The organism is Sphingomonas sp. Leaf230, assembly GCF_001421745.1.
Lineage (GTDB): Bacteria > Pseudomonadota > Alphaproteobacteria > Sphingomonadales > Sphingomonadaceae > Sphingomonas.
Genome location: NZ_LMKW01000001.1, coordinates 728,190 through 749,337, shown reverse-complemented (window position 1 = coordinate 749,337; position 21,148 = coordinate 728,190). Strand labels below are relative to the sequence as shown.

13 protein-coding genes are annotated in these 21,148 nt (G+C 65.1%); 7 read left to right on the top strand and 6 right to left on the bottom strand.

All coding sequences use genetic code 11. The features are described from left to right. Positions 1–72 precede the first annotated feature (72 nt). From ASE82_RS03350 to ASE82_RS03330, 5 genes are all read right to left on the bottom strand, one after another. Positions 73–1,665 (bottom strand): family 43 glycosylhydrolase, encoded by a 1,593-nt coding sequence (locus tag ASE82_RS03350; RefSeq protein WP_056058821.1) that lies wholly within the window; start codon positions 1,663–1,665, stop codon positions 73–75. Beyond that, entirely contained in the window at positions 1,662–3,050 is a 1,389-nt protein-coding gene (locus ASE82_RS03345) for a DUF885 family protein (protein WP_162236672.1), read from the bottom strand. The genes ASE82_RS03350 and ASE82_RS03345 overlap by 4 nt, the downstream gene beginning before the upstream one ends. Positions 3,051–3,237: 187 nt before the next feature. Next, positions 3,238–7,035, bottom strand: a complete 3,798-nt coding sequence (locus tag ASE82_RS03340) for a LamG domain-containing protein (RefSeq protein ID WP_235524489.1) — start codon at positions 7,033–7,035, stop codon at positions 3,238–3,240. A 100-nt stretch (positions 7,036–7,135) separates the two neighbouring features. Continuing rightward, positions 7,136–8,455 (bottom strand): MFS transporter, encoded by a 1,320-nt coding sequence (locus ASE82_RS03335; protein WP_056058813.1) that lies wholly within the window; start codon positions 8,453–8,455, stop codon positions 7,136–7,138. Positions 8,456–8,479: 24 nt separating this feature from the next. Beyond that, positions 8,480–9,274, bottom strand: coding sequence for a 2-keto-4-pentenoate hydratase (locus ASE82_RS03330; RefSeq protein ID WP_056059601.1), 795 nt, complete (start codon positions 9,272–9,274; stop codon positions 8,480–8,482). Between the two features lie 155 nt (positions 9,275–9,429). Here ASE82_RS03330 and ASE82_RS03325 point away from each other — a divergent pair, with 155 nt between their 5' ends. The 7 genes from ASE82_RS03325 to ASE82_RS03295 all read left to right on the top strand — a co-directional run bounded on the left by ASE82_RS03325 (position 9,430) and on the right by ASE82_RS03295 (position 19,640). Further along, positions 9,430–10,467 (top strand): LacI family DNA-binding transcriptional regulator, encoded by a 1,038-nt coding sequence (locus ASE82_RS03325; RefSeq protein ID WP_056058810.1) that lies wholly within the window; start codon positions 9,430–9,432, stop codon positions 10,465–10,467. Positions 10,468–10,555: 88 nt separating this feature from the next. Beyond that, positions 10,556–11,998, top strand: a complete 1,443-nt coding sequence (gene uxaC, locus ASE82_RS03320; RefSeq protein WP_056059599.1) for a glucuronate isomerase — start codon at positions 10,556–10,558, stop codon at positions 11,996–11,998. Between the two features lie 12 nt (positions 11,999–12,010). Beyond that, a complete protein-coding gene (kduI, locus tag ASE82_RS03315) occupies positions 12,011–12,853 on the top strand; it encodes a 5-dehydro-4-deoxy-D-glucuronate isomerase (RefSeq protein WP_056058807.1) in 843 nt (280 codons plus the stop codon). Positions 12,854–12,897: 44 nt separating this feature from the next. Next, entirely contained in the window at positions 12,898–13,653 is a 756-nt protein-coding gene (kduD, locus tag ASE82_RS03310) for a 2-dehydro-3-deoxy-D-gluconate 5-dehydrogenase KduD (RefSeq protein ID WP_056058806.1), read from the top strand. Positions 13,654–13,798: 145 nt separating this feature from the next. Beyond that, positions 13,799–14,806, top strand: a complete 1,008-nt coding sequence (locus tag ASE82_RS03305; RefSeq protein WP_056058803.1) for a sugar kinase — start codon at positions 13,799–13,801, stop codon at positions 14,804–14,806. Further along, positions 14,793–16,352 (top strand): carboxylesterase/lipase family protein, encoded by a 1,560-nt coding sequence (locus tag ASE82_RS03300; RefSeq protein ID WP_056058800.1) that lies wholly within the window; start codon positions 14,793–14,795, stop codon positions 16,350–16,352. Before ASE82_RS03305 ends, ASE82_RS03300 begins: the two co-directional genes overlap by 14 nt. 243 nt (positions 16,353–16,595) lie before the next feature. Beyond that, positions 16,596–19,640 (top strand): TonB-dependent receptor, encoded by a 3,045-nt coding sequence (locus ASE82_RS03295; RefSeq protein ID WP_056059597.1) that lies wholly within the window; start codon positions 16,596–16,598, stop codon positions 19,638–19,640. A 53-nt stretch (positions 19,641–19,693) separates the two neighbouring features. On the opposite strand, the gene ASE82_RS03290 is transcribed toward ASE82_RS03295, so the two are convergent. Continuing rightward, entirely contained in the window at positions 19,694–21,022 is a 1,329-nt protein-coding gene (locus ASE82_RS03290) for an N-succinylarginine dihydrolase (RefSeq protein ID WP_056058797.1), read from the bottom strand. Positions 21,023–21,148 lie beyond the last annotated feature (126 nt).

Below are 21,148 nucleotides of genomic sequence, written 5' to 3'. Positions count from 1 at the left end.
GGACTCCCCGAGGATTTGGACGCGCGGCAGGCACGCAGGCGCGCGATCGAGAGGATCGGCGAGTATCCAGTATCAGATAGCAGAGAACCGGAAATTTCGGAAGCGCGCTGCACCTTTTCCCGCTGCGTACAGTCCCGGTCGCAGCATCAGGAAACCGCCGCGAACATTATGGTGGTAGCCCGACACCTCCATCCCGCGATCGAACCGGTGCCAGGTCCGGCCGCCGTCGCCGCTGGTGTCGTACGTGACGATATGCCGATCGTTGGTCACGCGGATCCGCATCGAACGGCCATGCGGGTTCGTGGGACGGCCACGTTCGGCGCCATATTGGTGGGTGACGAACCGGTCGCCGTCGAAGCCGAGCCCGCAATAGAGCTTGTCGTCGTAGAACAGGATCAATCCGGCGGTGGCGCCGGGATCGATCTCTACGTCGCATTCGAATTGGTAGCGCGTGTCACCTGCGATCAGCAGGAGCGGGGAGGAATCCACCGGCGCAGTACCGCTCGCAGTCAGCGTCAGGGTTTTGCCGGAGACAGACGTGCGTTTCGCCTCGTCGGGGCCAGGGCGGAAGAAGCTCCATTTCGTCCCGAGCGCGAGTGTTTCGAAATTGTCCGAGAGCATTTGCCCGTGCGGGACCGCGGTTCCACCTTTCGGTTTCGCAAGCGGCTTCGACAGGTCCCCGCCCGTCATCCGGAACCAGCCGTCGGCGGTCCACTCCACGGGATCGAGCAGCGTCTGGCGGCCGAGCGTCCAATAGCCGTTCTCGAACCCGTGATAGAGTGCCCACCAGTCGCCTGCCGGGCCTTCGACGAGCGAGGCGTGGCCCCGCGACCACCAGCGTTCGGCCGTGTCGGTGGTGTGGACGATCGGGTTGGCTGGGCAATCCTGCCACGGCCCATGAATCGAGCGGGAGCGCGCTGCGATCACCATATGGCCGGTCGGCGGTCCGGCGGTGCCGCCCACCGCGGTGATGAGGTAGAACCAGCCGCCGTGGCGGACGATCTTGGGCCCCTCCGGCGAGAACCCCTCGACGATCCAGTCCTCGGGATAGCGCCACGGATCATAGACGTGCTCGACCGCGCCGACTGTCGAGAGGCCGTCGGCGGCGAGGCGGATGCGGTCGCCGCCCGAGAGGAAGAGCCAGCGACTGCCATCCTCGCCGACGATGTGGCACGGGTCGATGTGCTTGTGGAGCCCGAGGTCTACCGGATCGCTCCACGGGCCTTCTATGCGATCGGCGTGGATCACCCAGATCGAATTCGGCTCGGCTTTCACGGGGATGTAGAGGAAATAGCGGCCGTCGTGCTTCTCGAGGCTGACCGCCCAGACCGATCCGATGTTGCGCGTGAGCGCCGGGCCGATCGGTTGCCAATTCACCAGATCGCGCGAGTGCCAGATGACGAGCCCCGGATAGGAATCGAAACTGGAGAAGGTCATGTAATAGTCCGACCCGTCCCTCAGGATTGTGGGGTCGGGTCGGTCGCCGGCCATCACCGGGTTCAGGAAGCGACCGTCGCCTAGATCGGCGATACGCTGGTTATCCAGACCGCGGCGCCAGTCGGGCGCGGGCGTCTTGGCTGTAGTTCTGGCGGGCGCCTGTCCGGGGACGAGCAACGCGCCGGCTGCGCCGAGCGTGGTGAAGGCGTCGCGTCGGGTGAAGGTCATGATCGGATCTTTCGGATGTCATCGACGCGCAGGCGACCGTGGGCGAGCAGCGCGGTGTGATACGCGACCGGGGATTTGCCTCGATCGGTATCGGCGATCGTGAGCCAAGCCATCGCCTCGGCGACACGCGTGGCTGGATCGAGCGGGATGCGAGCCAGCTCGATGTCGAACGGCGCGAAATAGGCGGGTTCGCCTTGCCATTCGATCAGGCGCTCGCGGGCCTGTTCGATCGACCAGCCGTGGAGGTGGATACCGAGATCGACGAGCGCGCGGGCGACCCGGAACAGGAGCCAGTGGATGTGGCCTAGCGCGTCGTGGGGGTCGGTGTAGGCGCCCGCTTGTTCGGCGAGTTGCTCGGCGTAAATGCCCCATCCTTCGACGAAGGCCGACGCGTATTCGATGCGGAGGGGGTGAAGCGGGTTCGCGCCTTCCAGCCCGAGCTGGATCATGTGGCCCGGGAAGAGTTCGTGCGCGACGACGCTGGGGAGCGTCCAGCGGGGGCGACGGCGGATGTCCTTGAGGTCGACTACATAGGCGCCGGGGTGGGCTGGCGTCGGGACTTCGCGGTATCCACTTCGGCCGACAGCGATCTCCTGCGGCGAAAGGGCGCGGGCACTGGCGTTGAGGCACCAGGGAGGAAGCTCGCCGAACGCCTTCGGGATATGGGCACGCGCTTTTATGAGCATATGGTTCATGTAAGTAATGGCTTCGGTCCGGCCAGCGTCGGTGTCTGGGTAGAGAAACCGCTCGTCGCGCCAGAGTTCGGCGTAGCGTGTCGCGACGGTGCCCTTCGGCGCGCCGATCTGGTCGAACAGGCATGTTGCGCGGGCGTGAAGGCGGTTCAGTTCGACGAAGAGTCGGCGTTCGGCATAGGCCGGAGTCATGGTGCCGAGCGAGCGTTGGAGTTGCAGCGCGTACCAGTCCGCGCCGCCCCGGAACCGGCCGACGCCGGGGAGGGAGGGGGCGACATCGCGGAAGCTTTCGAGCGCGGCGATCTGTCGGTTGATCGCGGAACTCGTGGAGGCGGATCGAAGCGCATCGACCGTGCGGTCTAGAGACAGGCGGGGCAGGATGATGCCCGATTCGGCGTCGGCGAGGATCGAGGCGGTGTCCGCGTCGATCTTCGCTTCATCCTGACGTGCCGCCTTCCAGGCGCCGGTCGTCGATGTGACGCGGTAGGGGCTGCGTCCGGTGCGGCCAAAGGCGGACCGCGCGAGGGCTGCGTCGATCGCAAGTCCCGCTCGGGCGGTCGTCAGGTCGAGGCGGTCACCGGGTTGTAGGATGCTCGCGTCGAAGGAGGCTAGCACGCGAAGCGCTTCGTCTGGGTGGGTCGCGGCGGCGGCGTCGAGGGCTTGGCGCAGGGACGGGGTGGGTTGGGCACGCACGTTCGTAGCAAGGAAGGCTGATGCTCCCAGTCCAACGAGTACGCTTCTGCGGTCCGGAGTCATTCCTCATACCTCCGTTCGCCCTGAGCGAAGTCGAAGGGTGTGCCCGAAGAAAAGGTGCTTCGACTTCGCTCAGCACGAACGGACTGGGGAGGGGGTGTAAGAATTACTGGAGTGCGCGGGTTCATCATCGGAGCGGGACGCGGTTGTTGCCTTGAGTGATCTCGGGCTCGTCTCCGGTGTGCGCGACGTGGACGGTCAGCGTTGCCGGGTCGATGCGAGCGGGGATGGCCAGCTTCACGGTTACGGTTTTGGGTTGCAGATCGAGCGGGGCGGGTAGCGGGGGGATGCTCGCAGTGGCGACGATCTTCCCCGTCGCGTCGACCAGTTCCGCACGGCCGCCTTTCGCGTCCTTCGCGCCGAGGCTGTGGACGGTGACCGTTACGCTCCAACCCTTCACGGCCACGTCGTCCGTGCCGATGCCGAGATCGGCGCGCTCGTCGACCGGTGCGCCGGCTTCGATCAACGCGAAGTCGAACACTGTCGTGCCGGGTGCGAACGTGACCTCGGTGCTAGCGCTGCGTTCGAGTGTCATGGTCTGTGCACCCCCGACCGGTGCGAGCGTCTTGCCGCCGTCGGTGCTGCTCGATGCCTGCATCGACCAGCGGCCTGCGGCGACGGTCCAGGTCGACATCGTCGCACGCTGGGGGTGGTCGGTGGTGTTGTAGGCTATCACGCGGAACTTGGTCGGTGTCGCGCCCGGCAGCAGGATCGCGACGCGTTCGGCCGCGCCCGGCTCAGCGAAGCGCCAGCTCACCGTGTTGCCGGGCCAGCTCTGGTTGCGGCGCAGCGCGATGCCGCCGAGGCGCTCGCGTTGCAGGATTTCGCTCGGCTGGTCGACGCGGTCGCTCCACCAATGGCCCTCGGTGTACATGTCCATGTGCTGCGACTTGTCGGCGATCGCTTCGGCGTGGAGCGCTTCCAGGGACGCGGTGTCGCCGGTCGCGGCCCAGGCGGTGTAGCGGGCGAACGGGTCTTCGGACTTGCTCGCCGCGAGCTTGGTGCGCGCTGCGGCGCCACCGGGAAGCGCGTCGAAGGCGTTCTCGTTGAACTCGGCCAGCGCGCCGGGGCCGGCCTTGGCGAGGCGGGCTTCGATCGGGCGGAGGTATTTCGCGTCGCCGGTGTAGCGCCATGCCGCCCAAGTTGCCTGGAGCGAGGTGGTGATGCCGCCGCCGTCGCCGACGCGCTCGGCATCGGTGCGCCAGTTGATCTCGTTGGGATAACTCCAGCTGCCGTCCGGGGCCTGTTTGCCATGCGCCATCCAGCCGTCGATCACGCCGGTGACTAAGTCTCGCGCCGCGGGGTTGGCGTTATAGAGACCGACCAGCATCGGGCCGTGCATGACGGTGAAGGCATAGGGTTTCTGCCATTCCCATGCGCCTTCGCGGTACATTTTCCGCCCGCCATACCAGTTGCTGGCGAAGTGCATGTGGCCGGCGGGGTTCTTGAGAATGACGGTCTGCAGGGCGCGCGTATTGTCCATCAGGCGCTCGACCGCCTTGGGTTCGCCCCAGTTGAGGTAGAGGCGCTCGGCGTTGCTGTTCAGCCCCTCCTCGTACGCGTGGAGTTCGTCGGCGGTGATGTAGCCGAGGCCGTTCACGATCATGCCGTTCTTGTAGACCGCGTCGGACAGCGCGCGGAGCGAGGCGTTGATCTTGTCGGGCTCGACCCCCATCAGCGCAAGGCCGGGCCATTGCTGGGTCAGGTCGGTGTCGTCGGAAATGCCGCCGCCGAAATCGCCATAGGGGACCTGGCGCTCGTCGATCCACCAGGTGACGAACTGGCGGACGCGCTTCAGGTCTTCGAGTTGGCGGAAGGCCCAGAGGGGGACGCCTGCGGGGGCGACCGGCTGGACGAAGGCGGGCAGGTTTTCGGGGCGGTAGTTGATGTCGGCCCAATAGGCGCGGGCGCGCGCGTTGTCGGGGTCGATCCGGAGCAGGTCGGAGATGTCGGCGAACAGGCGCTGGTAGAGGCCGGCACGCTTCGAGGCGGTGTGTTCCTCGACGAGGAAGCCCCAATTGTCCTTCACCTGCGCCATGCGGTCGGCGATGTGCTCGTTCAGGGCTGCGGTGCGGGGTTTGAAGACGAGGCGGATTTTGGCGCCGTTCAGCGCGGTCGCGTCGAAGTCGGGGGCGGCGCTGGCGATCGTCAGATAGAGGCTGTCGTTGGGCAGGATGCGGTCGCGCAGGTCCAGCCAGAGCGTGCGCGCTTCGTTCGGGCGGACCGAGACGGAGAGGTCGATCATGTCGCGGCCGGGCCAGATCGGGTCCTTCACGCGGATGTTGAGCGCGATCAGGCCGGCGGCGTTGGGCTTGGCCTTCAGCGCGGGAATGTCGATCGCGATGCCGTCGAGGCCGTCGTTGAGGTTCTGCCAGCCGTAGTCGAACGCGCGGGCGAGCGGGCGGTCTGGGAGCGCATCGCCGAAGCTGGCCGGGATCAGGATGTGGACGATCGGAGCTGCGTCCGTGCGGCGGACGGGGGCGCCGGATGCGCCGCCAGTGCCCGCGCCGACTGCGGCTTTGAGGCCGGCGGAGGGCATCGCGACGACGGTGCTGCGTTCGTCCGGGGCGAAGCGGCCGGCGATGTAGGCGTTGAGGGGGGCGAGGGCTGCGAGGTTGGGGGAGGCGGTCGCGTCTACGGTGTAGGAGAGCTTGAAGCTGCCGGCGGGTTCTGCGCCTGCGCCGATGTCGTAGGCCCAGAGCTCCTGGATCGGCTGCTCCTGCATCGTGTTGGTGAAGCTGAGCGTGCCGCCGGTGCGGGGGGCGAACTGGTTTACGCTGCGGACTGTGCCTTGGGCGCGGGTGGCGATCAGGGCGGGCTTGGTTCCGTCGCTCCAGTCCAGGCGACCATAGGCCGCGCCGCGGATCTCAACGCGGTTGACGCGTTCGCCGGCGGGAATCGTCAGATCGTAGCGCTTGCCGCCTTCGACATAGGTGTTCCAGTCGGGCAGCTCGAAATAATCGTCGCGGCCGGGCAGGCGGGAGCGGTTGTAGACGCCGGGCCAGGTCGTCTCCGCAATCCCGTCGACGCCTTTCCACATCCATTGCTTGAGGTCTTTCGCGTCGGCGAACTCGACTTTTCGGACGCGGGTGACGGGGGCGTCGAGCACCGGTGGCGCGGTCTTGTCCCAGCCGTAGCGGTGGAGCCACGCGGTGCGCTTTGCAGTGGGGTCGGGTGTAGGGGCGGGGGACGGCTCGCGCTTGTCGGCGAGCGCTGCGACGTCGGTGGCAGGGAGCATGCGGTCGTAGACGCGGATCTCGTCGAGGTCGGAGCCGCGCATGAAATTGTAGCGGCTCTGGACTTGGTGCGGGGACATGACCCGGCCGGCCAGGCCGAACTGGTCGAGGCCGCTGTCGAGGTCGGCTTTCTGGTCCTTCCGCGCGACCAGCTTGCCTTCTACGTAGAGCTGCACGCCGATGGTTTCGTCCCAAGCGAAGGCGATGTGTGACCAGGCGTCGGCGGCGCGAGCTTGCGGGATCGTCCAGGACACGCGGATGCGCGAGAGGTTGGCGTCGGTGACGAAAGCGTCGAAGCCGTGGCCATTCCAGTCGATCCGCAGGAACGCCATGTCCCAGCTCGAATGGTCCGCGAACCCGGTGCGGAAGATCACGAACGGGGCTTCGCCGACGGGGGTGCGAGCGCGCCAGAAGAAGGCGAGCGTGCCGCGGTCGGCGCGAATGTTGCCGGGGGCTTTCCAGGCGACATAGCCGTCGTCGGCCCAGCGCGCGGCGCCGCCGATCGCGCCATCGGGGGTGATGTCGACGCCGCTGCGGAAATTGGGGACGGGATCGCCGGCGGCGTAGTCGGCGGTCAGGCTCTTGTCGGCGGAGGCACGGAACAGCAGCCCGGTCGCATCCTGTGCTTGTGCCGGAGCGATGCTCGCAACGGCTAATGCTAGGACGGACGCCGTGGTGAAACGCTTCACTGCTCTCTCCCTGGGGCCAATCGGCATTGAGCGATTTCGCCAATGTTCGTCGTCCGAAGCTTGTTCTCCCGCCTTCGCGGGAGAACAAGAGACGGCAGTGTTAGCCCGCGTCCACTCTCGCCAGCCTCGGCGAGAGCAGGTGCACGACGGTGATCGCGATCAGGTACGTGCTGCCGGCGACCGCGAAGATCAGCGTGTAGCTCCCGGTAGTCTGCAGGACGTAGCCGGTGAACTTGGCCATCATCATGCCACCGATCGCGCCGACCGTGCCGCCGATCCCGACCACCGACCCGACCGCGCCACGCGGGAACATATCCGACGGGATCGTGTAGAGATTCGCCGAAAACGCCTGGTGCGCCGCCGTCGCCAACCCCACGATGCCGACTGCAAGCCAGAGATTGTCGACATATTGCGCGAAGAAGATCGGCATCACCAGGAACGCGCAGGCCAGCATCGTGATCTTCCGCGCGAAATTGGCGGAATGGCCGCGTTTCATCAGCTTCGAGGACGACCAGCCGCCCGCAACGCTGCCAACATCGGAGAGAAGGTAGATCGCGACCAGCGGCGGGCCGAAGCTCTTGAGATCGAGATGATAGGTCTTGGCGAGGAAATCGGGCGTCCAGAACAGGAACAGCCACCAGATCGGATCGATCAGGAACTTGCCCAGCGCGTACGCCCAGGTCTCGCGGTAGCCGAGCAGCTTTAGCCAGCCGATCTTCTTCGCCGGATCGGCTGGATCGCTCTCGATATGCGCGAGTTCGGCGGGCGACAGCTTCGCCACTTCGCGCGGACGACGATAGATCGTGATCCACGCCACCAGCCAGATCAGGCTGATCGCGCCGGTGATGATGAACGCCATCCGCCAGCCGAACGCGATCGTGATGATCGGGACGATGAGCGGCGTAATGACGGCGCCGATGTTCGCGCCGGCGTTGAACACGCCGGTCGCGAACGCACGCTCCTTGGCCGGAAACCACTCCGAGACCGCCTTGATGCCCGCGGGGAAGTTGCCCGCTTCGCCAAGGCCTAGCACCACGCGGGCCGCCGAGAACTGGAACGCGTTGCCCGCGAAGCCGCACAGCGTATGCCCGAGCGTCCAGATCACGAACGCGACCGAATAGCCTATCCGCGCGCCGAGCACGTCGACGATCCTGCCGAAGCTCAGATACCCAATCGCATAGGCGGCCTGGAACCAGAAGATGACGTCGGCATAGGTCGTCTCGTTCCAGCCGAGCTCGGCGGAGATGGTCGGTTTCAGCACGCCGATCATCTGCCGGTCGACATAGTTGATCGCGGTCGCGGCGAACAACAGGCTGCAGATCAGCCAGCGATAGCGGCCGATCTTGCCGCCTACCCCTGCGTCACCGATCGCGCCGTTCGCGTTGGGCGCGCCCACCTCCGGCATGTTCATGCTCGCCATTGGCTTCTCTCCTAAAGACAGCCTCTAGCGGGCCTTGATGGTGCAGTGGACGGCGAACCGTCCGTCAAAACGCGCCTCGACCCGGTCGCCGATCGCGACCGGATGGACGCCGGTGACCGCGCCGGTCGAGACCCATTGTCCCGGCGACAACGCGATGCCGCGCGCGGCCATATGCTCGAGCAGATAGCGCACCGCACCGAACGGGCCGTCGAGCATCGTTGCACTCGTCGCGGCCCCGATCAAGGCATCGTTGATCCACAGTTCGACGGGCCAGTCATTGATGTCACCCTCGCGCCATCCTTCCGCATCCGCGCCCACGACTAGCCCATTATTGTTGCCGAAATCGGACACCGTGACAGTTGGACCAAGTGCGTTGATGCCCGGGAAGGGCGAACTGGCAATCTCGATACCGACATGCACCGCGTCGATCATCGCGCGTGCCTCGTCCACCGTATAGCGCAGCTTTGCGGGATCGGGGGCCGTACCGATCCGCAACAGGAATTCGGCCTCGGCGGCAGCAAAACCTTGCGCAAACACCGGCATCGCGACCGGTTCCACCCCAGCCGACGCGACTTCGTCCGCGAAGATCGGCCCGGTCAGACGGTCGACGCCGTCGAGCGGCGGATTGATCCGGCCGACTTTCCATCCGGCGATGAAACCTTCGACAAGGCGCAACGCCTCGTCCTGTACCGCGTACCCCTCGGCAAGTGTCGTCGGAACATTTCCCGGGAATTCCGCAAGGGAAGTCCCGACGCGGCGTGCCTCGACGAACGTCCGGGCGATGCGGCTGATATTCTCGGTCGTGTCCGGCTGTACCACCAAGAACCCCTCCTATGTATTCGCAGTGATCTGCGTTTCTCGGAGCGTATGGGAAACCGGTGTCATTGACAAGCGCATTGGCGGGTCCTTGTATCATCGACGTTCAATGTGGGGCGTGACTAGTCGGCTCGCGATCACCGAGCTATGCCCCCGCAATGCAGAAAACCGGTCAGCCAACGATCAACGACGTGGCGCGGATCGCGGCCGTGTCCAAGAAAACCGTGAGCCGCGTCATCAACCGCTCGCCGCTCCTCAACGACGATACGCGCAAGCGGGTCGAGGATGTCATCGCCGAGCTCGGCTATATTCCCAATCCGCAGGCGCGGGCGCTGGCGCTGCGGCGGAACTTCCTGATCGGCCTGGTTCACGACAACCCTAATGCGCAGACCGTGCTCAACGTGCAGCAGGGCATGCTGGAGGCGTTGCACGGGACCGAATTCGAGATGGTCGTCCGCCCGCTCGATCGCGGGTCGGCGACGATGCTCGACGATCTTCGCCACTTTCTCGAGCGGCAGCGCCTGTTCGGGGTGCTGTTGATGCCACCGGTCAGCGAGAATGACTCCGTCGCAAAGCTCTGCGACTCGATCGGCTGTCGGTACGTCCGAATGGGCTCTGCGGTGATCGACGATACCGACCACATGGTCGCGTCGAACGACCGTGAGGCGGTGCGAACAGCGACCGAGTATCTGATCGAGCAAGGGCATCGGCGGATAGGCCTAGTCGCCGGGCCGCACGGATTCCGGTCGGCCCGTGAGCGACGATTGGGGTTCGAGGACGCGCTAGCTGCGGCCGGGATCGCCTTGCCTCGCAGCATGATCGCGGACGGTAACTACACGTTCGAGTCGGGACTGGTGGCGGCGGAGCGGTTGCTCGACGTCATGCCGCGACCCACCGCGATCTTCTCGTCGAACGATGAAATGGCGGCGGGGATCATCCATGCGGTGCGGCAACGTGGCCTGGAAATCCCGCGCGACCTGTCGATCATCGGCTTTGACGACACGCCGATCGCCGCGCATGTCTGGCCGCCGCTGACGACGGTGCGGTGGCCGATCGCGTCGATGGCACGCTCCGCTGCTCTGAAGTTGATCGCCGGAGCCGACGATGGCAGCGATCTGGTCGAGGAACCCTCGCTGTTCCTCTCGACGCTGATCCGGCGAGCATCAGTTTCGCCACCCGCTGACGTCGAGGCTTGAGACGATAGTCGAATGGCGGTTGCGCATGATCCTGACACCGGTTACCAAATCGGCCGAGGATCGCGCTAAGCGGCAAGGAGGATGGACGATGGCAAGGGCTCTGGAACTGCATCCGGACCGCCTTTTCCCGGCGGAACCGACGACGCGCGCAATCGCGCGGGCGTTGTATGCCGAGGTGGCGGCATTGCCGATCGTCAGCCCGCACGGGCATACCGATCCAACTTGGTTCGGGGACAACGCCAACTGGACCGACGCGACCTCGCTGCTGCTTGCGCCAGACCATTATCTCTACCGAATGCTCTACAGCCAGGGCGTCGATCTCGATGCGTTGGCGATCCCGCGACTGAGCGGCACGCCTGCGACCGATCCGCGTGCCGCGTGGAAGCTGTTTGCCGACCATTATACGCTGTTCCGCGGCACGCCGTCGCGGCTGTGGCTCGATCATGTGTTCGCCGAGGTGTTCGGGATCGACGTGGCGCTCGAAGCGTCGACTGCGGACCGGTATTTCGACCTCATCGGCGAGAAGCTGGCGTCCGAAGCGTTTCGGCCTCGCGCATTGTTCGACCGGTTCGGGATCGAGTTTCTCGCGACCACCGAGGGCGCGCATGACGACCTCGCCGCGCATCGCCGGATTCGCCAGTCGGGCTGGAACGGGCGCGTCGTCACGACCTATCGTCCGGACGGGGTGATCGACGTCGAGCATGAGGCATTCACGCCGGCGATAGAGCACTTTGCGGAGCTGACCGGCGAGGATGTGTATGACTGGAAGGGCTATCTCGCCGCGCATCGCAAGCGCCGCGCCGACTTCCACGCGTCGGGGGCGACCGCGACCGACCATGGGCATCCGACCGCGGCGACCGCCAATCTTTCCAGCGTCGAGGCTGAGGCGCTGTTCGCCAAGGTGACGCGCGGGGACTGGACACCGGCGGACGCCGAACTCTTCCGCGCGCAGATGCTTACCGAGATGGCAGCGATGTCTGTCGAGGACGGCATGGTGATGCAGATCCATCCCGGCTCGTCGCGCAACCACAATGCCGGGCTGTTCGCGAGCCATGGCCGTGACAAGGGTGCCGATATCCCGACGCGGACCGATTACGTGCACGCGCTCAAGCCGCTGCTCGACCGGTTCGGCACCAGCACGCGCTTGTCGATCATTCTCTTCACGCTCGACGAGAGTTCGTATGCGCGCGAACTCGCGCCGCTGGCGGGGCACTATCCTTGCCTCAAGCTGGGGCCGAGCTGGTGGTTTCACGACAGTCCCGAGGGGATGCGGCGGTTCCGCGAGATGACGACCGAAACCGCGGGTTTCTACAACACCGTCGGCTTCAACGACGACACGCGGGCGTTCCTTTCGATCCCGGCGCGGCACGACGTCGCACGGCGGATCGACTGCGGGTTCCTGGCGCGGCTGGTGGCGGAACATCGGCTTGCCGACTGGGAAGCGGCTGACCTTGCCCACGAGTTGACGAGCGGCCTTGTCCGCCGTGCTTACCGTATCGACGAACCCCATTTCGCTGCGCAGGCGGCCTGACCGGAGCTTATTATGTACGACCGCACCTATTACGCCACGCACCCCGACATGATGGAGTGCGTCTCCAACGACGAACTGCGCGACCGGTACCTGATCCAGGATCTGTTCCGCGACGGCGAGTGCGTGCTCAACTACACGCATGCCGAACGCTTCGTGATCGGCGGCGTCGCCGTCGCGAGCGGTAGTGTGAAGCTGCCCGATCAGGCCGAGCCGGCGTCGGCGGCAGGCCACCCATTCCTGGAACGCCGCGAACTCGCGGTCGTCAACGTCGGCAAGGTCAGCGGCACCGTCACGGTCGACGGCGAGACGTTCACGCTCGGCAACAAGGATTGCCTGTACGTGACGATGGGCGCGAAGGACGTGCAGTTCTCGGGCGACGGCGCGCGCTTCTATCTGGCGTCGTGCCCGGCGCACAAGGCGTTCACGACGCGGGTTATCTCGGTCGGCGATGCGACGACATTGGAGCGCGGGTCGCTAGAGGAGTCGAACGAGCGGACGATCTACCAGATGGTCATCCCCGGTATCTGCGCCAGCGCACAGCTCGTCATGGGCCTCACCGTCCTGAAGCCCGGCTCGGTGTGGAACACGATGCCGCCGCATATCCATGAGCGTCGCAGCGAGATCTATTTCTACTTCGAACTCGACGATCTCGAGAAGGACCGCGTGTTCCACTACATGGGCGAGGGCGAAGCGACCCGCCACATCGTCATGGCGAACGAGGAAGCGGTGATCAGCCCGCCCTGGTCGATCCACATGGGTTCGGGCACCAAGGCTTATGCGTTCATCTGGGCGATGGCTGGCGAGAACCAGGATTATACCGACATGAACGTCCTGGATATCTGCCAGCTGGCTTGAATAACTTTCTCCCCCTCCCGCWWGCGGGAGGGGAGGAGAAGAGCATGACAAATCCCTTCGACCTCGCCGGCAAGGTCGCCATTGTCACCGGCGCGAACACCGGCATCGGCCAGGCCATCGCCGTCGCGCTCGCTACCGCCGGCGCGGACGTCGCCTGTGTCGGTCGCACGCCTGCCGAAGATACCGTCGCGCAGATCCGCGCGCTTGGGCGCAAAGCCGAGATCGTCTCGGCGGACTTGTCTACGATCGAACCGGTGCAGCGCGTCGTCGACAAGACGGTGGCCAAGCTCGGCGGTCTCGACATCCTGATCAACAATGCCGGCATCATCCGCCGCGCCGATGCGGTCGACTTCACCGAAGCGGACTGGGACGCGGTGATCGACACCAATCTCAAGTCGGTGTTCTTCTTGTGCCAAGCGGCCGGCCGCCACATGATCGCGCAAGGCTCGGGCAAGATCGTCAACATCGCTTCGATGCTGACGTTCCAGGGCGGTATCCGGGTGCCGAGCTACACCGCGTCCAAGTCGGGGATCGGTGGCCTTACGAAGCTGCTCGCGAACGAGTGGGCGGCCAAGGGCATCAACGTCAACGCGATCGCACCGGGATACATCGCGACGAACAACACCGCCGCGCTACAGGCGGACGAGACCCGCAACCGCTCGATCCTCGACCGCATCCCGGCAGGCGCCTGGGGCGATGCGAGCGATCTCGGCGGGGCGGCGGTGTTCCTGTCGTCGGCGGCAGCCAACTACGTCCAAGGCCACATCCTTGCCGTCGATGGCGGTTGGCTCGCACGGTGACGTTCGTCCCGACACGGGGGTGAGGACCTGTCTCAAGCCGATGGGAAGGGGCTTCCGTTAGCGTATCCGTCGTGGCACGCCCGCTCCACCACGACCAAGCAGTGGCCCTCCTCCCCCCGCTGGGAGGATTCGATGAAGGGGTGATATGACTAAATTCCTGGCGTTCGGCGAGATCATGTTGCGGCTTTCCCCGCCAGGTCGCGAGTTGCTGTTGCAGACGCCGAAACTCGACGTCTGGGTCGCAGGCGCCGAGGCGAACGTCGTGACGCAGCTTGCACGGCTCGGCCACGACGTCGGGATGGCGACGATGGTCCCCGACAATGATCTCGGCCGCACGGCGATCACGACGTTGCGTGGACACGGTGTCGACACGTCGACGATCACACTGGGCGGCGACCGGATGGGGCTGTATTTCGTGACGTCCGGTGCAGGTCTTCGCGCTACCGAAGTCATTTACGACCGGGCCTGGTCGTCGTTCGCGGAGGCACCTGCTGAAACCTGGGACTGGACTTCGCTGCTCGGCGGCGTCGATCGGCTGCATCTGTCCGGTATCACCCCGGCGCTCGGCCCGGTCCCGGCTAAAGCGGCGCTGGCCGCGGTTCGTGCCGCGACGGAACGCGGGATTGTGGTCTCTTTCGACGGCAATTGGCGCGGGAAGCTTTGGGAACGATGGGACTCGAACCCGCGCGCGATCCTGACGCAACTCGTCGAGCATGCCGACCTGATGTTCGGCAATCACCGCGATATCGCCCTGCTGCTCGATCGCGACTTCGCCGGCGAGGCCGAGGATCGCCGACGCGAAGCGACGGAGGCCGCGTTCGCCGCGTTTCCCCGCTTGCAGACGATCGCGTCGACCGCGCGCCATGTCGAACATGTCGATCTCCACCGCCTTTCCGCGCGGATCGACACGCGCGACGCCTACGCCCAGACCGACGAGGTCGTGCTAGCCGGTATTGTCGATCGAATCGGTGGCGGCGACGCGTTCGCAGCGGGCGTCCTACACGGATTGCGATCCGGCAAGGACATCGCCGAAACGGCGCGCATCGGCTTGGCGCTCGCTGCGCTGAAACACTCGTTGCCCGGGGACGCGAGCCTGTTCCGCCAGGCGGATATCGACGCATATCTGGCCGGCGGCCTCGATGTCCGGCGCTGATGGCTGGACGCGCAGGGCGACGATAGGCGCCGGGGCCGCACTGATCCTCGCGAGCCGCGCGAGGGCGAGTACGGCCCCCAAGGTTCGAACGCCATCAGGAAATTTCGTGGGCACGTCGGAAGGGCAGGTCAGCGCATTCAGGGGAATACGCTACGGTCGTGCCGAGCGGTTCCAGGCGCCGCTACCAGTGCCGATGCCGGGACAACACCGGCCCGCGCAGGAGTTCGGACCGGTATCCCCGCAATCGGGACCTTATGGCCCGCAGTCGGAGGACTGCCTGTTCCTCAACGTCTGGACCGCCGAGGCCGACGCCCGCGCCAACAAGCCGGTCATGGTCTATATCCACGGGGGCGCCTATTCGAACGGCAGCGTCACCGATCCGTTGAACGATGGGCAGGCGCTGGCGGCACGCGGCGACTGCGTCGTGGTGACGATCAACCACCGGCTCAACGCGTTCGGCTATCTCTACCTCACGCGGCTCGATCCAAGGTTTCCGGACAGCGGCAATGCGGGACAGCTCGACTTAATCCTCGCGCTCAAATGGGTGCGTGACAATATCGCGGCGTTCGGCGGCGATCCGTCACGGGTCATGGTATTCGGACAATCGGGCGGCGGTGCGAAGATCGCGACGATGATGGGGATGCCGGCCGCAGCCGGGCTGTTTCACCGGGCTGCAACGATGAGCGGCCAGCAGGTGACGGTATCCGGCCCGCTGAACGCGACAGCGCGGACGCGAGCGTATCTCGCGAAGCTCGGCGTGACGGAAACCAATCTGTCGCTGTTGTTGACGCTATCTGCGACAAAGCTTGTCGAGGCGCTCGACACGACCGATCCGGTGATGGAAGGCGGCGTGTATTTCGGGCCGGTGCTCGACATGACCTGGCTGACGCGACATCCGTTCTGGCCCGATGCCAACCCGTTGGGCAACGGTATCCCAATGATCCTGGGCAACACGCATGACGAGACGCGCGGGTTTATAGGTCCGGATTCTGCTAAGGTGAGTGGTCTCGACTGGGCCAATCTGGCGGCCCGCATGGCGCCGGAACTCAAGATCGACATACTGCCCGAATGGGTCGTCGCTGCATACCGCGCGCGATACCCAGCGTGGTCGCCGCTCGATGTGTTCTACGACGCCACCACCGCAGGAAGAAGCTGGCGCGGGCAGGTGATCGAGGCCGAAGCACGTGCAACGAGCGATTCACCCGCCTGGGTGTACCAGGTCGACTTCGCGTCGCGCACGGATCCGCGTCGCGGTGCCTTCCACACGATGGATATCCCGTTGGTGTTCGGCACTCTGGATGCTGCAGGATCCCAGACTGGTATCGGCGCGGATGCCCATTCCGTATCCAAAGCGATGCAGGACAGTTTCGTCGCGTTCGCGCGTACCGGCGATCCGCACCACGCAGGCGTTCCGCTTTGGCCGCGCTATGACCTGACCACGCGCGCGACGATGATCTTCGATGCGAATTCACGTCTCGAGGCCGATCCGCGTCGCTGGCAGCGCGAGCTGTTCGCGCGCGTTCCGTACATCCAACCAGGCAGTTGATCTCAGGCGCATGTTGACACGTAAACGATCGTGCGACATTGTCCTGACACCGGTTACCTAAGCATAGACAGGAACCGGGAGCGGACCAGCAACAACTGGCTGTTCAGGAGAGGATGAGATGCACCCGTTCGAAAGTAACGGGTCTTGTTCCCCAAGATCATCAGGGCGGTTGCGACGCGGCAAGCAGCCGACGTCGCAACCGGTGTCATCGATGTTGACCCGACGGGGAGTGGAGCAATGGGCATGCAAACAGCAGCAACGGATCGGCGACTGAACTGGCTTGGCGGGATTTCCGCCGGCAGCCTCGTGCTGGCACTGGCGATGCCGGCAACCGCAGTTGCGCAAGCCGCGCAGATACCGAATAGCGTGAGCCCAGGGACACCAGCTCAGGTCGATCCGTCACCGGCACAGACCGCAGTCGTCCCTGAGGGGCAACCGGCGGATCCCGCCGCGACGACCGCATCGCAAAACTCGCCCGAAACCGTACCCGAGACGGTATCCGCCGACAGTCCGACCGCCGAGATCATCGTTACCGGCTTCCGGCGCTCGCTCGACGCGGCGCTCAACGTCAAGCGTCAGTCGGTGTCGTCGGTCGATGCGATCGTTGCCGAGGACATCGCCAAGTTTCCCGACCAGAACCTGGCTGAGTCGTTGCAGCGTATTCCCGGTATCTCGATCCAGCGCGACGCAGGCGAGGGCCGCGCGATCACCGTACGCGGGCTTGGTGCGCAGTTTACGCGCGTCCGGGTCAACGGCCTGGAGACGGTCGCTACGTCGACCGACGGCGCGAGCTCGAACCGCGATCGTGCGTTCGATTTTAACGTCTTCGCCTCCGAGCTGTTCAATTCGATCGTCGTCCACAAGACCGCCGAGGCGTCGCTGGACGAAGGTTCGCTCGGCGCGGTGGTCGACCTCAACACCGGCAATCCGCTGGGTGGCAAGACCGGCTTCACGCTCGTCGGCTCGGCGCAAGCGAGCTATAACGACCTCAGCAAGAATTTCGGACCGCGTCTGGCGGGCCTGCTGTCGTGGAAATCGGCCGACGGCACGTTCGGCATGGCGCTGTCGGGGGCTTATACCAAAACGAACAATTTGGAACTCGGCAACAACAGCGTTCGCTGGGCGCAAGGCGTGTTCGACTCGGTAGGGGGAACGCCGTGCTTCACCGCACCGAACCGCGGGGGCACCTATACCAATTCGGCGATTTGTGACACGGCAGCGCTCGCCTTCCACCCACGCATCCCGCGCTACGGCTCGGTCCGTCACGACAGGGAGCGGCTCGGTATCACCGGCAGTATCCAGTGGGCGCCGACCGAATCGACGAAGGTCTCGATCGACGGCCTGTATTCGCGGTTCAAGGAAACCCGCGAAGAGAAATGGGGTGAAGTGCTGCTGCGCTCCAACGAGCGCTCGATCGACATCAACAACTATACGATCGATGCCAACAACAATCTCGTCAAGGCGACGCTGAACGACGCGTGGGTCCGCACCGAGCATTATCTGCGTAAATCGCAGACTGAATTCTATCAGCTTGGCGGAAGCTGGGATCAGGACGTGACGGACAAGCTCCGCTTCACGCTGCTGGGCGGCTTCTCCAAGTCGGATGCCACGATCCCGGTCGAGACGACCTTCGTGTTCGATGATCGCGATGCGCAGGGGTATAGCTACGACTATACCGACATGAAGCGGCCGAAGCTTACTTTCGGTACCAGCGTCACCGATCCGGCGAACTTCCAACTGGCGGAAATTCGCGATCGGCCGTCCGAAACGATCAACAAGTTTCGTACCGCGCAGCTGCGCACCGAATGGGATGTCGCCGAAGGGTTCCAGATCAAGGCTGGCGGCATGTATCGCCGCTTCTCGTTCGATACCGCGGGCTTCTCACGCGATGCCGTGGTCTGCCCGAATGCGGGCGGGAAGGACGTCGTGCTCGGCACGCTTACCTGCTCGCCCAACACGCTGTTCGGTCCCACCGCGGTCTATGGCTTCCCCGCCGGAAGCCTTGGCGAGATCTTCAATCTCGGCAAGGCTGGGCAGCCCGCGGGGACGACCACGAGCTTCCTGGTGCCGAACATCGATGCGGCGGCTGCCTATACCAAGCTCTACAACCGCACGCCGACCGTGCTGGTAGGCGATACCCGCAGCGTCGTCGAAGAGGTGACCGGGGGCTATGCCGAGTTCGACATCAAGGGCGACATGTTCGGCCTGAACTACGCCGCGAACGCCGGCATGCGCTATGCCCATACCGCGCAGAAATCGACCGGCATCTCGTCCGCGGCCGTCGGCGGCGTCACCGTCAACACGCCGGCCACGGTTGGGCGGAGCTACGACGACTGGCTGCCCGCCATGAACGTCGCGCTATTCCCGACCGAGAAGGTCATCCTGCGCGGCGCGATCGCCAAGGTGCTGACGCGCCCTGGCCTCGGCAGCCTCACGCCGGGTGGTTCGGTCGACGGGTTCAACTACCGCGTGACGTTCGGCAACCCGTTGCTGAAGCCGTTCCGCGCGACCGCGTTCGATCTGGCAGCCGAATGGTATTTCGCGCCGCAATCGATCTTCTCCGTCGCAGTGTTTAAGAAGAACATCGAGAGCTTTACCGTGACACAGACCCGGAGCGGGTCGTTCGCCTCGACGGGTCTACCGCTGTCGGTGATCCCCGCCAGCTCACCCGCGGCGGGAGCACCGGAGGGACAGCTCTGGCAGATCAACGCACCCGTCAACGGCGAAGGCGCCTCGCTGAAGGGGATGGAGATTTCGCTCCAATCGAGCTTCCGCTTCCTCCCCGGGTTCCTCAAGAACTTCGGGTTCCTGGCGAATGCAACCTTTGTCGATTCGAGCGCAGGCTATTCGCAAGGGGGGCCTGCCACCGCCGTGACCCGGCCAACCTTCAACCCGGTGACAGGCGCCGTCGTGACGCCCGGTGGCGTGCTCGGTGCGTTGCCGAACACGACGCGCACGGCAACGCTCTACGGCCTGTCGAAGCGCGCGTATAACGGCACGCTCTATTACGAGGACAAGAAGTTCAGCGCGCGCGGGTCCGTCAGCTATCGCAGCCCGTACATCGACGGCAGTTCGGCGACGGGCAACCTGTTCGAGGGGTATAATTCGACCCTGAACGTCGACGCCTCGCTTCGTTACAAGTTGACGCCAGCGGTCGAGGTCTCGCTGGAGGGAACGAACCTCACCGACAATTATCGCAGCCGCTACACCGATCTCGACGCGAACCGGAACTACGAAAACAACCACTTTGGCCGCACGTTCCTGATGGGCGCGCGCTTCAAGATGTAGTCTGAATCCGCAAGCGATCCGGTGGCGCACTCCTGGCGAGAGTGCGCCACCGATCAGATCTCGTCAGGGCTAAAATCGAGCGCTGCGGTCAAGGCCGAGCGGGCACGCAGACACTGCTCCCAAAGACAGGGATTGCCCAGGTCATCAGGCGCAATCGCTTCGGGCCATTCGCGCGCAATGACCGCTTCGATCCGGTCGCAGGCAGCACCATCAAGCAGGAAGCGGCGATCGATCGCCGCAAACGCTTCCGCATCGACCTGAACGCGAAGCCGGAGACACGCGGGACCGCCGCCGTTGCGCATAGATTCGCGGACGTCGACGATCTCCAGTCGGGTGATCGGCCCCCCGGTTGCGATCAATTCCGACAGCCAGGTCCAGACATCGACATGCTCGCGTGCTTCGGCCGGCAGGACGAGGGTCATTCCTCCATCCGGCATCGTGACCAGCTGGGAATTGAACAGATACGTCCGGATTGCCGTATCGAGGCTCACGCGATCTGCCGGAACCTCGACGATCACCGCGTCGGGGACGAGCGCCGCCACCGCATCGTACAGTGCGCGAGGGTCGGCGAACGCCTGCTCATGCGCGAACAGGACGTGACCGTTGGCCACTGCGACAACGTCATTATGGAAAGCACCCGCCGCGATCGCCGCCTCGCTTTGCCGAACCATCAGCGTATGGCGGGGATCGAGGCCGTGGCGGCGTGCTACCGCCTCGCTCGCACTGCGGTGCTGACGCGAGGGGAAGCCACCAGCCTGATCCTCGCCATAGACGAACATCTCTACCGCCGCGCCGCCGGCGGGCGAGACCAGCCGCATGAAGTTGGCTGCGCCTTCATCCCCGAATGCGGCGGGCAGGGGGGAATGCACCTGAAAATGCCGCGCGTCTGAAAACGCGAGGCGGAGTTGTCGTTCGGTCTGCACGGCCTCGATCGCGCGGTGCGGCATCGTCGACAGGTTCGCGACCGAGATATGGCAAAGGCCGTCACGTGTGTCCGTTGCAGGGGACACCGTGCCCGCATTCGCTGTCCACATCGACGATGCCGACATGGCATTGGCGACCAGCGCTCTGTCGGCAGCCCATGCGGACGCCAGGACTTCCGCATCGGAACCCGCGAAGCCTAACGTCCTCAGCCAATCGACTTGCGGCCTGACGTGCGGCAGGAAGACGCCTTGCTTCAGGCCCATGGCCATCAGGCGACGCATCTTGCCCATGCCCTGAAGTGCGGCAAGACGCGGGGCGGACACAGCACCGGCATTGGCGGACGACGCACGGTTGCCGATCGAGAGCCCCGCGTAATTGTGGGTCGGACCGACGATTCCATCGAAATTGACCTCGATCACGGCATCACTCCTCGTTCCGTCGGTCTCGGTGTTTGCCACCGCCGCCCCTCGAATGGCAGGCCGATAGCCGGAATTGCCGACAGGGTAAAAGGTGCCGTGCCCGATGAAGGAGAGTCTGTAGTCGGCGGCAACGGTCTAGATCGTTGGGCCGGGTTCGCGCGACAC

Coding starts and splice junctions, on each gene's coding strand:
- ASE82_RS03350 (WP_056058821.1), bottom strand. CDS start 1,665: ATGACCTTCACCCGACGCGACGCCTTCACCACGCTCGGCGCAGCCGGC.
- ASE82_RS03335 (WP_056058813.1), bottom strand. CDS start 8,455: ATGGCGAGCATGAACATGCCGGAGGTGGGCGCGCCCAACGCGAACGGC.
- ASE82_RS03325 (WP_056058810.1), top strand. CDS start 9,430: ATGCAGAAAACCGGTCAGCCAACGATCAACGACGTGGCGCGGATCGCG.
- uxaC (WP_056059599.1), top strand. CDS start 10,556: ATGGCAAGGGCTCTGGAACTGCATCCGGACCGCCTTTTCCCGGCGGAA.
- kduI (WP_056058807.1), top strand. CDS start 12,011: ATGTACGACCGCACCTATTACGCCACGCACCCCGACATGATGGAGTGC.
- kduD (WP_056058806.1), top strand. CDS start 12,898: ATGACAAATCCCTTCGACCTCGCCGGCAAGGTCGCCATTGTCACCGGC.
- ASE82_RS03305 (WP_056058803.1), top strand. CDS start 13,799: ATGACTAAATTCCTGGCGTTCGGCGAGATCATGTTGCGGCTTTCCCCG.
- ASE82_RS03300 (WP_056058800.1), top strand. CDS start 14,793: ATGTCCGGCGCTGATGGCTGGACGCGCAGGGCGACGATAGGCGCCGGG.
- ASE82_RS03295 (WP_056059597.1), top strand. CDS start 16,596: ATGCAAACAGCAGCAACGGATCGGCGACTGAACTGGCTTGGCGGGATT.